The organism is Peijinzhouia sedimentorum, from assembly GCF_049340005.1.
GTDB lineage: Bacteria > Bacteroidota > Bacteroidia > Cytophagales > Cyclobacteriaceae > CAXBDP01.
Genome location: NZ_JBMPIY010000002.1, coordinates 209,535 through 222,924 on the forward strand (window position 1 = coordinate 209,535; position 13,390 = coordinate 222,924).

The 13,390-nt window shown below is 38.6% G+C and carries 11 protein-coding genes; 4 read left to right on the top strand and 7 right to left on the bottom strand.

Features of this window, described 5'->3' with window-relative positions; translation table 11 throughout:
- Nucleotides 1-124: 124 nt before the first annotated feature.
- The 6 genes from ACOXY8_RS03960 to tsaD all read right to left on the bottom strand — a co-directional run bounded on the left by ACOXY8_RS03960 (nt 125) and on the right by tsaD (nt 4,490).
- Nucleotides 125-1,024, bottom strand: coding sequence for a DUF4097 family beta strand repeat-containing protein (locus tag ACOXY8_RS03960; protein WP_458330248.1), 900 nt, complete (start codon nt 1,022-1,024; stop codon nt 125-127).
- A gap of 197 nt (nt 1,025-1,221) precedes the next feature.
- The gene (locus tag ACOXY8_RS03965) at nt 1,222-1,734 is read right to left on the bottom strand and encodes an HNH endonuclease (RefSeq protein WP_458330249.1); all 513 of its coding nucleotides are present in this window, start codon (nt 1,732-1,734) and stop codon (nt 1,222-1,224) included.
- 1 nt (nt 1,735) lies between these two features.
- Nucleotides 1,736-2,506 carry a C40 family peptidase gene (locus tag ACOXY8_RS03970; protein ID WP_458330250.1) on the bottom strand — a complete coding sequence of 257 codons (771 nt, stop codon included), beginning with the start codon at nt 2,504-2,506 and terminating at the stop codon, nt 1,736-1,738.
- Nucleotides 2,507-2,573: 67 nt separating this feature from the next.
- Nucleotides 2,574-3,041: an SsrA-binding protein SmpB gene (gene smpB / locus ACOXY8_RS03975; RefSeq protein WP_458330251.1), complete on the bottom strand. Its 468-nt coding sequence runs from the start codon at nt 3,039-3,041 to the stop codon at nt 2,574-2,576.
- Nucleotides 3,034-3,432, bottom strand: coding sequence for a thioesterase family protein (locus ACOXY8_RS03980; RefSeq protein ID WP_458330252.1), 399 nt, complete (start codon nt 3,430-3,432; stop codon nt 3,034-3,036). Before ACOXY8_RS03980 ends, smpB begins: the two co-directional genes overlap by 8 nt.
- Nucleotides 3,433-3,485: 53 nt before the next feature.
- Nucleotides 3,486-4,490: a tRNA (adenosine(37)-N6)-threonylcarbamoyltransferase complex transferase subunit TsaD gene (tsaD, locus tag ACOXY8_RS03985; protein ID WP_458330253.1), complete on the bottom strand. Its 1,005-nt coding sequence runs from the start codon at nt 4,488-4,490 to the stop codon at nt 3,486-3,488.
- A 9-nt stretch (nt 4,491-4,499) separates the two neighbouring features.
- Here tsaD and ACOXY8_RS03990 point away from each other — a divergent pair, with 9 nt between their 5' ends.
- The 4 genes from ACOXY8_RS03990 to ACOXY8_RS04005 all read left to right on the top strand — a co-directional run bounded on the left by ACOXY8_RS03990 (nt 4,500) and on the right by ACOXY8_RS04005 (nt 12,226).
- Nucleotides 4,500-9,071 carry a translocation/assembly module TamB domain-containing protein gene (locus ACOXY8_RS03990; protein ID WP_458330254.1) on the top strand — a complete coding sequence of 1,524 codons (4,572 nt, stop codon included), beginning with the start codon at nt 4,500-4,502 and terminating at the stop codon, nt 9,069-9,071.
- A 61-nt stretch (nt 9,072-9,132) separates the two neighbouring features.
- Nucleotides 9,133-9,891: a DUF547 domain-containing protein gene (locus tag ACOXY8_RS03995; RefSeq protein ID WP_458330255.1), complete on the top strand. Its 759-nt coding sequence runs from the start codon at nt 9,133-9,135 to the stop codon at nt 9,889-9,891.
- Nucleotides 9,892-10,018: 127 nt separating this feature from the next.
- Complete coding sequence (locus tag ACOXY8_RS04000; protein WP_458330584.1) at nt 10,019-11,317, top strand: cryptochrome/photolyase family protein; 1,299 nt, start codon at nt 10,019-10,021, stop codon at nt 11,315-11,317.
- Between the two features lie 12 nt (nt 11,318-11,329).
- Nucleotides 11,330-12,226 (top strand): DUF2279 domain-containing protein, encoded by an 897-nt coding sequence (locus ACOXY8_RS04005; protein ID WP_458330256.1) that lies wholly within the window; start codon nt 11,330-11,332, stop codon nt 12,224-12,226.
- Here the strand turns inward: ACOXY8_RS04005 and ACOXY8_RS04010 are convergent.
- A complete protein-coding gene (locus tag ACOXY8_RS04010) occupies nt 12,223-13,359 on the bottom strand; it encodes a hypothetical protein (protein WP_458330257.1) in 1,137 nt (378 codons plus the stop codon). The genes ACOXY8_RS04005 and ACOXY8_RS04010 overlap by 4 nt on opposite strands.
- Between the last annotated feature and the right edge of the window lie 31 nt (nt 13,360-13,390).

The following is a 13,390-nucleotide window of genomic DNA, read 5'->3' on the forward strand; positions in this document are numbered from 1 at the left end:
CAATTTGTGAACCATCCATTTTGAACGGACTGCAAAGGTACTAAAAATCTGAATATTAGGTATTTTTTGACATAAAAAAAGCTGAGAAATTCTCAGCCTTTCTTATCTGTATTTGATAAATGACTTAGTTGAAATTAATCGTTACTGAACCGCCTGATGTAACCAAGCTCACAGGTGTACCTCCGTTGCCGATGGTTCCATCAATCTTATCTTTCTTTATATCACCACGGAAATTGCTTAGGTCATTCACTCTCACGCGTGAACCTCTGGCATACAAATTCATATCTTGTGTTTTATCCAAATCTATAGAAATTGAGCCTCCGCTTGTTTTCAAGTCCAGTTTATCCAGTCTAGCCAAGCCATTTGCTCTTATTGACCCACCACTCGTTTTGCCTTCAATCTCACCTGAGCAGTCTTCAAATCTTACACTACCTCCAGATGTATACAAGCTCATAATTCCATGCGAATTATTCACTTTGATAGAACCGCCACTCGTTTTACCTGTAACTTCTCCTTCAGTATTACTTACTCTAATAGAACCGCCACTTGTCTTCATTTGCTGATGGCCAACCAAATTATCTATTGTCAATGAACCACCTGAAGTATGCAAATTCACAAAAATTTCCTCAGGCACTCTTACATCGAATGACACCGATCTGAATTTCATTCCTCCAAATAACCATGAACCACTGCTTGAGCTATTGTATTTTATGTACAATCTGTCTGCACTGCTTTCAATATCAATATCCAGCTCATCGAACAAGCGTTCTATTTCACCTTCAGTTAGGTCATTGGCTTTATTTCCTCCTATCCGGAAATCAACAATGGCTCTATCTAAGCCCTTTTCACCTGTTACTTTAATAGAACCGCCGGAAGTAATCAGCTCCACATTTGCTCCTTTATTGATGGGGAATTCCTTCGTGACCACTGCATTATTCGAGATATCGCCAAAGGACATATCGATGGTGCAGGCGGTGAACAAAAAGATCAAAAATACTAATGGGATGGATGGTATCGTTTTCATTGCTGTTGTTTGTTTGTTGCCAAAAGGATTACAAACGCGGTGCAGAAAATAAAAACTGCCTAAAAAGCTAAATTTTGAAGGTTTCATGATTTACAGGATTATAAATTTGTTCAAAAACGTACAGTTAACACTCATAATCGGACACTAAAACATTGAACCTCCTAGATAGAAAAACAGCGGGAGGTTTGGAAATGATCTTATAACAAAGATACCTTTTCTGCCAGAAATGGCTCCCATTCCTCACAAGTATATCCTGAATGATCACGCAGAAATATCGTATAGCTGGGCTTGTAAGGTTTGCTCAGCAGTTTCATTCCAGCATGCTCAGGAGAGAAATCGCCCTTACGAGAATTACATCTCTTGCAAGCCGTAATCAAATTGGCCCAAGTAGATTTTCCACCTTTTGATCTTGGAATAATATGATCAATCGTAAGATCTTTAGTGGCTGTGCAGTATTGGCAGGAATGTTTATCACGCTTGAAGATATTCTGCCGTGTGAGCATTACACCTTTGTAAGGCACATTTATGTAGCGTTGAATTCTGATAACAGCGGGCATTTCAAATTGCCTATCCACGGTTCGTATTTTGGCAGCTTTATAGGGAGCAATTAATTCTGCTTTGTTGAGAAAAACCAACAAAAAGCCTCTATGTACTGTGCAAATAGTAATAGGACTGTAATCTTGATTCAAAACCAACACCCGTTGCTTCATATCATTTATTTATGAGTCGTCTAACTCCTTTTAATTTATGGGTAAATTCACCTCCCGCATTCTGAATACCTACCTCACTTATCGTGTCTATTTTCACATGACCACTTGCATGGATTATTCTATTTTCTTCTAATATCAAACCCACGTGATCAATTTTATCATCATTTCCGAAAAATGCTAAATCTCCTGCTTTTGCATTTTCAAATTCAATTTCTACTCCTTGCAAAAACTGTTGTGAAGCATCTCTGTTTAGCTTGTAGCCACAAATTTTAAATACCTCTTGGGTGAATCCTGAGCAATCGATCCCGAATGGGCTTCGGCCACCCCACAAATAAGGTGTGTTTAGATATTTCAGCGCCAACTCCTTCATTTGAGGCATTTTCCACTTTTGGCTCAGCGGTTTCGATTCTCCACCAAAGGCCAAGGTTTCCTCCATTTTAAAAAGCTCATTGCTTCCAAATGGCAATACCGAACCCAACAAAATATTCATCCTCTCCTTTTTGAAAAGAATTGGTGAAGATAAATCTAGGCTTACTTTATAATCAGATGATTCGATTTGCTCGAAGTAGGCTTCGCTAATTTCTGTATGCTGTAAACGAGAAATCCAGCCTTCGTAATTATCGAATGCACAGATAATTCTGATCCAGTCCTTTTCCGTATCATTATCTAAAACACGATAATGTTCACCAAACAAAAGTTGGGAAACCATTTCGCTTCGGTGGGAAGCTTCGGCACGAATAGGGACAAGAGACTGACGAATAATACCAAACATATAAAAGGAATAAAATCTACTAAAGGTATTTTATTCTTTATAATATGGCAAGTGTAAAAATGGACTATTAGTATTTAATGCGATCCATTTCGCGCTTCATGTCCTTGTCTTTGATAGAATCTCTTTTGTCATGAATCTTCTTGCCTTTGGCGATGGCAATTTCCAATTTGGCCAATCCTCGATCGTTGATGAAAAGGCGGGTGGGTATTATGGTCAATCCTTTTTCTTCCGTTTTGGCTACGATCTTCCTGATTTCCTTCTTGTTGAGTAATAATTTACGCTGGCGCATGGGATCCGGTGCATTGAAACTCAAATTGCTGTAAGCTGTGATGTGAAGATTTTTGACAAAAACTTCCTCATTGGCAACAAAGCAAAAGGCATCGGTAATATTCACTTTTCCTTCTCTGATAGACTTAATTTCCGAACCCAATAATTGAATACCAGCCACATATTTTTCTATAAACTCATATTCAAATGAAGCTCGGCGATTTTTGATATTTATAATATTTGAGAATCTCTCGTCCTTTTTAGCCATTTTTAATCGAATTAAATAATCTCTCCAACTTCTCTTTTTTTAGAATTTTTTGCCCTGTAGAGCCTTTGGCAATTACTCTAGATGCTACTGTCACTTCTACGTTACAAATAATTTCATGCCCGTTGATTTCCTCAATAATTGCTGTAATCTGAGCTTCCTCATTAACGAATGCAGGCGATTTATGATCTATATTTATAAAAGTACCAATACCTTGTTCGTCATCTTCCAACATATCGAGGACAAATAACCTCCCGCTCCATTCCATATCCCGAGCAAGCGCAAAGGTAGCATATACTGGGTGCACTGTTTCTCCATGAAATGCCGCAACATCCTGTTCACTTACCTTATGAATATAAACTTTTTTGTCACCCTTTTTAAAGATGCTTTTCATTTTTCAAAATTAGGCTATTTAACACTCTATTAAACAAGAAGAAAACTCTGCTACTAAAAAGCCATTCGTGGATTTGGACTTACATTTTGCCCTACAAAATCGCTTGCTTGGTATTTAAAATAGGCTGCCATGGCTATCATTCCTGCATTGTCTGTACAATACTCGAATGATGGAATAAAAATAGACCAATTATGCGTCTCGGCTAATTCCTGCAATCGGCCTCTCAAACCACTATTTGCTGCAACTCCACCCGCAATGGCAATCTGATTGATTGAATGTAATTGAGTGGCTTTTACTAATTTACCCAAAAGCATTGACACCAATGATTTCTGAATACTCGCTGCCAAATCCTCCAGATTCTCTTGAATAAAGTTCGGATTCTTCTTTTGTTCATCGCGCAAGAAATACAAAATAGAGGTTTTGATTCCACTGAAAGAATAATCTAAATCAGGCATTTGAGTTTCAGAAAAAGTGAAACGATCAGGATTACCTTTTTGAGCCAGTTTATCCAAATGAGGTCCACCAGGATAAGGCAAGCCTAGCATTTTGGCAGCTTTATCAAAAGCCTCACCAACTGCATCATCCTGTGTCTGCCCAATTATTTCCATATCTGTAGCACTCCTCACATTGATTATCTGCGTATGACCGCCACTTACTGTCAGGCACAGAAATGGGAAAGTCGGCTTTGGGTCTTCAATAAAGTGCGCTAAGATATGCGCTTGCATATGATTAATTTCAATTAATGGTATCTCCAATGAAAGCGCTAAACCTTTTGCAAAAGATGCTCCTACCAAAAGTGATCCCAACAAGCCCGGCCCACGTGTAAATGCAATGGCCGATAAATCTTTAGCTTCAATATTTGCTCCTTTTAGGGCTTCACTCACTACTGGCACGATATTTTGCTGATGTGCACGAGAAGCAAGTTCAGGTACAACTCCTCCGTAACTCTCGTGTATTCGTTGCGTTGCTATTATATTATTGACTAATTTTCCACCCGCAATTATTGCGGCAGATGTTTCGTCACAAGAAGACTCTATTGCAAGTATAATTTCACTCATTTTTAGGCTTTGTCAGAAAAGAAATCTAAGGCGCAAGTTATCAAAAAAGGTATTGCTAGAGCAATATCGTGGACGATTATAACCTTATTGACCTTAGTCTTAGGATTGGTACTACTACTACAAGTTCCTTCTTTTCAAACATATGTAGTTACAAAGGCAGCAGATTACCTCACTGAAAAGACAGGTTTCGAAACAAAGTTAAGTAAAGTTAGCATCAAATGGCTAGATGAAATTGAACTACAAGGGCTCGAAATAAGAGACACTCAAGACAGTTTGATGTTGGGGGCTGATAAGATTTTGCTTGATTTCAATATCACCGATTTATTTTCACAGCAAAGCATCAATTTAGATGAGCTCCGAGCCGAAAAGCTAAAAGTCCAGCTCATAAACAATGCTGAAGATGGCGACTTAAATATCAATGAGTTTATCGCTCAAATTAGTAACCTCTCTAAATCATCAGATACAACTGCAGCAGCAAAACCTTTCGAAATTGATCAAATTCGATTACTGCAAAGCGATTTCATAATAAGTAACCCAAACCTCGACACAATTGAAAGTGGCATGGATTACAATCACTTACACTTTGCTGATCTTTTTGGAGATATTAGAGATCTGCGTGTAAGCAATGATACGGTAGAGTTGAGAATATTAGGTCTTGAAGGATTAGAACCTGAAACAGGCTTTCGAATCAATAACCTCCGCACCAATTTCCATTATTCCAACACCAAAATGGGCTTGACAGAGCTCAATTTGTCAGCTGGTACAAGTGTAGTGAAGGATTCACTAGTTTTCAGATATAGTAATCCATCTAATTTGAGCAATTTCATAGATAGCGTTTCAATAGAGGCTAGCTTGAGTAATTCTAGAATTTATTCTGAAGACTTGGCGCTTTTTGCTCCTGCCCTAGCGGGTTACGATCAATTTTTCATTTTGGATGGTATCGTATCTGGTCCAATCAGCAATATAGCGATGAGTGATTTCCGACTTGGTTTTGGTAGAGCCAGCCACGTATCTGGCAACCTCTCTTTCGAAGGATTACCTGATATTGACAATACATTCGTATTTGCCAATTTGCTCAATTCATCTGTGGTGATGAATGATCTGAGTCCATACCTAGATCGCGAAACCTTGCAGCAAATCGCACCACTTGGTAGAGTAAATTTTACTGGAGAATTCATTGGTCTATTCCAAGACTTTGTCGCCAATGGAAGTTTCAAAACAGCAATAGGCAATATCGATTCCGATATCAACATGAAATTGATTCCTGGGCAGATCCCACAATATAAAGGTGCCTTGGCATTGCAAAACTTCAATTTGGGTAGGTTTATCAATGACACCGAAAATATTGGAAGCGTAAGCATGAAAGGCAATATCGAAGGGAAGGGCTTTACCCAAGAAGATGCGGATGTTTTACTTGATGCTTCATTTTCCAAACTTGGACTCAAAGGCTATGACTACACCAATATTACAACGGATATTCGCTTTGCAGATAACCTATTCCAAGGTGATATAGATATTGAAGATCCGAACCTTAAATTCACCGCAACAGCATTTATTGACCTCCGCAACAATCTTGATTTGATCAATATCACTGCTCAGCTTGATACTGCATTTCTAAGAGAATTGAACCTTACTGAAGAAGATATTTTCATCAGCACCCGCATCTACACGGATTTACGAGGCTTACAAATCGACAGTCTAACTGGCTATGCGGAGTTTCTCGACAATTATGTAGTGTACAACGGTAGGAGCTTTACGCTTGACTCGCTAGAATTTCAGAGCATTAAGAAAAATCAAGATCGTCAAATCAAACTGACTTCTAGCTTATTGGATGCAGAAATATTTGGTCAATTTAATTTCACCACGATTATTGAAGATGCTCAAATCTACGCCAAAGAAATTGAGCTGGCGTTGATTAATGATCAAGAAGCAATCAATGCATATTACGCAGAGAAAAAACTTGAAGAAGAAACTGAATACTATCGAGCCGATTTCACTTTCACCTTAAAGGACGCCAACCCCATCATTCAACTTTTTGACCCATACATATATGTTTCAGAGAATACGCGGGTGGAGGGAAGCTTCATCAATGGTTACACTTCCATGTTTGCCTTGAATTCTGACATTGAGACATTCCGCATGGGCACCAATACTTTCAATGATAACCTGATTGACATCAACACTTCCAAAATCGCAGATAGTACAGACATACTGGCGAGTGCATATATCGAGTCAAAAAGATACGATGCAGGTTCAGACGAAGGAACATTGGAAGATATGTATGTAAACTTAGTTTGGAGTGAAAAGAAAATAGACTTTAGTAGCCGAGTAGTTCAAGAACCAACCAATAGTATTGCGGAGGTATTTGGCTCGATTAACTTATTGCGGGAGGGTACTGAAATCAAATTCCAGCCTTCCAATTTATTGGCTTTGGAGCAAGATTGGCAATTTGCCGACAATAACAGAATTTTTATTGCTGGACGCGAAATCGATTTTGAGAATTTGAGGATCGTTTCCCAAGATCAGAGCATCTCTCTAATTGGCAGCATTTCAGAAGATCCTAGTAAGCACCTACGCTTAGAAATGGACAATTTCCAAATCGAAAACCTCAACCCTTTTAGTCCTTATCCATTCTTTGGAACTGCCGATGGATATTTAGACATCCAAGATTTCTATAACAATCAGATATTTGATGCGAATTTGGATATTTTGAAATTCAGTATTGACAAATTCTTGGCAGGTGATTTTAGTTTAGTTTCTGAATGGAATACTGAAGAGCAGCTAGTAGAGATTGCACTTGGGATAGTTCGAGAAAGCCGCAAAGTAATTGCCATTGATGGGTTCTATTATCCAAATCAAACTAATGATCAGCTGAACATAATCGCAAACTTAGATAATGCCAATATTAATATTGCTGAGCCATTTCTAGCAGAGCTATTTTCAGAAATGGCTGGCACTGCAACTGGACAGATTAAAGTAACAGGCTCCTTAGATAACCCAATTGTAGAAGGTACGGGAGAAATTGATGCTGGACAGCTTAAATTCAACTATTTAAACACCCTATATGATATTGATGGAAGCATTGTATTTACGCAAAATGAAATAGGTTTTAGAGGCTTGACTTTGACAGATAAGGACAACAATAATGGGCAAATAAATGGTGGTATTTTCCATGACGGCTTCAAGAATTTCGTTGTTGATCTTCGAGGTAGTATGGACAACCTACTTGTGCTAAATACTACTATTCAGGAAAATGAATTGTATTATGGTACAGCTGTCGCCACAGGCACTTTCAATGTTCTCGGACCGTTTAGTAATCTGGAAATTGGCGTAAGAGCCACTACCAATCGCGGTACCAATCTATTCATTCCAATTAGCTCTTCTACAAGTGTTGAGCAAAGCGAGTTTATTCACTTCGTCGATTTTCGTGACAGCCTTGTATTGGCGGAAATCAATATGGAGCGAGATGTAGTATTATCTGGACTTAAGCTGGATTTTGACATTGCGGTAACTCCAGATGCTTATGCAGAAATCATTTTTGATCAAAAAGCAGGTGATATTATTAGAGCTCGTGGCAGAGGAAATTTAAAATTGCAGATTGATACAAATGGTCAATTTAATATGTTTGGTGATTATGAAATTACAGAAGGAGCTTACAATTTTGCTCTGTATAGTATCATCACCAAAGAATTTATTATTGAGCCCGGCAGTAAAATCAGTTGGCTTGGTGACCCATATGAAGCTATACTCGACATTCAGGCTTCTTACAGACAAATGGCCTCACTTGCGCCATTAGTCCGAAATGAAACCGCCTTGAACGACCCTGCTGTTCAGCGTAGATATCCGACCAGAGTTACCATGGATCTTACTGGCTCTATGCTTTCTCCAGAAATCAAGTTTGGCATTGCCATCGACGAATACCCTCAAGGGAATATAGAATTAGAAACTTTGGTTTCGAGCTTCAAATTCAGACTCGAAAACGATGAACAGGAGTTAAATAGGCAGGTTTTCTCTTTGATCATTTTGCGAAAATTCTCACCTGAAAACTCTTTCGATACTGGAGGCGGGGGCGGATTTGGTCGCTCTGTAAGTGAATTCTTCTCCAGTCAATTGAGCCATTACGTATCGCAAATAGATGAGAACTTAGAGGTAAACATAGACTTGGCTGGCCTTGATGAGCAAGCCTTAAATACCTTCCAGCTACGGCTTTCCTATACCTTCCTTAATGGAAGACTACGCATTACTCGTGATGGTGCCATTACCAATTTGAGTAATGAAGTGAATGTTTCAAGTCTGGCAGGAGACTGGACAGCTGAATATCTTTTGAGTGCAGATGGCGCATTCAGGGTGAAAATATTTAGCCGTACAAACTTAAACATGGCGTCAACTGCATTGAATAATACAGCCACAACTACGGGAATCAGCTTAATGTACACCCAAAGTTTCGATAAGCTAAATGAACTTTTCTCAAGCATTAGAAGCAAAAACAAGCGTGAAGCGATTCGCAGGGAAAGCCTAACAGAAGAAGAATTGGAAGCTGAAAAGAACGAAGAAAACAATAGAGAAACCGGGGACGAATAAATAATTTCTTTCTTGTAATCTGAATTGGCAAATCATGCGTATATCATCCAAAATATATTCAATGCTCCGATTGTTTTCCCTCCTTCTACTTATTACATCACTCATTGCTTGCCAAGGCGAAAGTCTAGGGCAAGCTGGTACACAAGCTCCAAATCATGATGCATGGACAACTCTTTTGCAAAATCATGTGGACGAAAATGGGAAAGTAAATTATCATGGATTCATTCGTGATAAAGCAAAACTTGAGAGCTACCTAAGTACCCTCAGTAATACTCCACCTGATAGAGCCACATGGACTGAAGCAGAGCAACTAGCCTATTGGATTAATGCTTACAATGCCTTTACCGTAAAATTGATTGTGGATAATTATCCAGTCAAGAGCATTCAAGATTTACATCCCACACTCAAAATTCCTATGCTCAATACCGTATGGCATAAAAAATTCTTCAAAATTGGTGGCGAAGATGCCAGCTTAGACCAAATAGAGCATAAAATTCTCCGCAAAGAATTTGAAGAACCTCGAATCCACTTTGCCATTAATTGTGCTTCAATTTCCTGCCCGCCACTCAGAAACGAAGCTTATACCGCAGCCAAACTTGAGCAGCAATTGGAAGAGCAAGCCAAGCAATACATCAACAACCCTGCATACAACAAAATACAATCGACTCAGATCGAAGTTTCAAAAATATTCTCGTGGTTTTCAGGTGATTTCACTAAAAATGGCAACCTAATTGACTATTTGAATAAATACAGCAAGACGCAAATAAGCCCAAATGCTAAAGTAAGCTACATAGACTACAATTGGGATTTGAATGAATGATGGAGCTTTCCAATTTAAGATTAGCCAAATTTAACCTCCCGCTTCTTTTTCCAGTAAATTGATAGCTGTCCGAGCAAATGAAGCAATTTAGCGGAACATTGCCTCCACATTCCTGTTTTGATTCATGATGGAAAAAATTAACATATTCTGGTTTAGAAGAGATCTTCGACTAAATGATAACATCGGTTTACATTATGTTTTGCAAGATGGGAAAGCCGTTTTACCGATTTTCATTTTCGACAAAAAGATACTCGATAAGCTAGCAGATAAAGATGATGCTAGAGTGAACTTCCTTCATGACCGCATTACTGAAATCTCAAAACAATTGCAAAAATATGGAAGCAGTTTGCACGTATTTTATGGAAATCCGCGGGAGGTATTTGAGAAATTAATCACTGAATATCAAATAGATGGCGTGTATACCAACCGCGATTATGAGCCTTATGCCAAGGAGCGGGATAGCGAAATCGATGCATTTTTGAAAATAAAAAACGTTGGCTTTTACACATTCAAAGATCAAGTGATTTTTGAAAAAAGTGAGATCCTCACCGATGCTGGAGATTTCTATAAAGTGTTCACTCCATTTAAAAGAAAGTGGATTCAAGCATTTGAAGAGAGCAATATTTCATCGTTAGGATTGCCAAAACCTCAAGCGCCTTTCTTCCAAACCGAACCATTTGAAGTACCGAGTTTAGCGCAAATGGGATTTAGTCCATCAAGTATTTCCATTCCATCTGCCGTAGTGGATGAAAGCATCATTGCCCAATATGACCAAACGCGGGATTACCCGGCAAAAAAAGGAACCACACGAATGGGTATCCATCTGCGATTTGGCACTATAAGCGTTCGTGAATTAGCGCTAAAGGCATATAAACTCAATGAGACTTATTTGTCAGAACTTATTTGGCGAGAGTTCTATATGATGATTCTTTATCACAATCCTCAAGTGGTGAACAATGCTTTCAAGCCTCAATACGATCAGATTCCATGGCGTGATAGCGAGGAGGATTTCCATAAATGGTGCGAAGGTAAAACTGGATATCCCATAGTAGATGCCGGCATGCGCGAACTGAACCAAACTGGTTATATGCACAATAGAGTGCGTATGGTGGTGGCAAGTTTCCTAACCAAACATTTGCTGATTGACTGGCGATGGGGAGAAGCCTATTTTGCCAAAAAACTGCTGGATTTTGAATTGGCATCTAACAATGGCGGCTGGCAATGGGCGGCTGGCACGGGCACTGATGCTCAGCCTTATTTTAGAGTATTTAACCCAAGCTCGCAAACTGATAAGTTTGACAAAGAGCTAAAGTACATCAAAAAATGGATCCCAGAATATGGTACGAGCAAATATCCAAAACCCATGGTGGAGCATAAATTTGCTAGACAAAGAGCGATTGACACCTATAAAGAAGCGCTTGCTTAGTATCTTCGCCACATGAAATCAAGGCTATTGATCCTGCTCTTACTTATTGGCAATCCAATATTGGCTATTGGCAATGTGGAGCACATTAATAGTGATAGCATTGATAATAAGCGATTGACTTGGGTATTGGCGGGAGGTGGAGCCACCTATGCATTAGGCATGGCAGGACTGAGTGCCACTTGGTATTCCGATCAATCCACAAGAAGTTTTCACTTTTTCGATGACTTAGCTCAATGGAAACAAATGGATAAGCTGGGACATATTTACTCGGCCTATCATATCAGTTTTGCTGCAGCTGGCACTTTTCGATGGGCAGGAATGGACAATCGAAAAGCAGCTATTTGGGGAGCAGCTACAAGTGGAATAATGATGCTGCCGGTAGAGGTTTTGGATGGATTTTCTGAAGATTATGGCTTCTCTTGGAGCGACCTGGCGGCAAATAGCCTAGGTGCTGGAATATTCCTAGTACAAGAGCTCGCTTGGGGCGAAGCTCGCATACAACCCAAATTGTCATTCCAGCGGACGGGCTACGCCTCCCAAAGACCTGGCACCTTGGGAGATGGCCTGCATGAGGAATGGCTCAAAGATTATAATGGACAAACCTATTGGTTCTCAGCCAATCCCTATTTGCTATCCAACAGGAAAAGTAATTTACCCAAATGGCTAAATATTTCTATAGGCTACGGAGCAGCAGATATGATCTATGGCCGTGATCAAGAAAATATAGCCGCCGGCTTAGACCCTTACAGACGATATTTCTTATCAGTAGATGTAGATTTTAGAGCTTTCAAAGGTCAAAACAATTTCCTAAATACCCTGCTCGATGCACTCAATCTAATTAAAATCCCTGCACCGACTTTAGAATACAATCGCAAAGATGGATTGAGGGGATATGGTTTGTATTTTTAATTATTCTCAAGCTTAATTCGCAAAAATTTCATTTCATCTTCTTTGTAGCCTTGGAAATAAGGAAACAGAATTTCATCTTTAAAAAATAATGGAGATAGAAGATAATTATTAGGAAGAAATGTATAACCAACTATCTCCATATCCTTATTGATTATTTCACAAATCCTCTTTTGGTTTCCTTGTATCTTTTCACTCCCAACTCTTACAAAGCCTTCTGTGTATGGATTGTAAAAATTTTTACCGTAAGTCCTTGAAGTGGAGGAGTAATAGGCCATTTTTGTTGATTGGTTCTCAAAATTACTTTTGCTAATAGGAGCAATTTCAACAACAAAATATTCGTTTTTTAGAGAGTGTGATCGAACTTCACCTGATTTGGTATTTAGTATGTGAATCTTATCGTCTATTCCAAAACTAAAAGCTAAGCAATCCTTACCACAGACCGTAAATTGCAGAAATCCTTCTGTAGGGAAAGATCCATCTCCAATTTGATATTCATCTTTTGGGAAATAAACTTCATACTGAATCACCTCACCAGTTTGCATATCCATAGAGCCCAATACGGGAAATTCATAAAAAACATCTTCATATACGCCCATACCAAGTTCATTTATTAGTCTGAACCCTAAAGGAAAAGAAGTACTATTTAACACTGATTGCTTTAATCCATCTGAGCCTAAAATTGCTTTTGTGTAATCATGATTTTTCATTGATTTACTCCCTCGAGTAGTTTTACTCCAATTCGATAGTAGTTTTCCATTATTATCAAGCCAGAAAAAATCAAAATTAGTTTGTATAAAATACCCTTGATCATTCTTAGCAAATGTATTAAAGCCATTCAAATTCAAGGTATCTGAATTCAGGACTAAACTATCTACTACGGCCTTCTTATCAATCGAATACTCAAAAAAGGTCTTTCTATAATCATCCCATATAATGATATTCTTTGTGTCAGAATTGGGTACTTCTGAAGTTACATTCCAAGCATTGGTCATGTATGGAGGAATAGGAACTGTAAATTCATCAAACTCAATCAAGTCTGGTTTAAATGAATTTACATTTTCCTCCACAGAGTTGCAGCCATAAACAAGCCATGTGAAAAGTAGAATAATAATGGTTTTTAAATTATTTTTCATAGCACAAGAAATTAAATTATCAGTCAAAAAA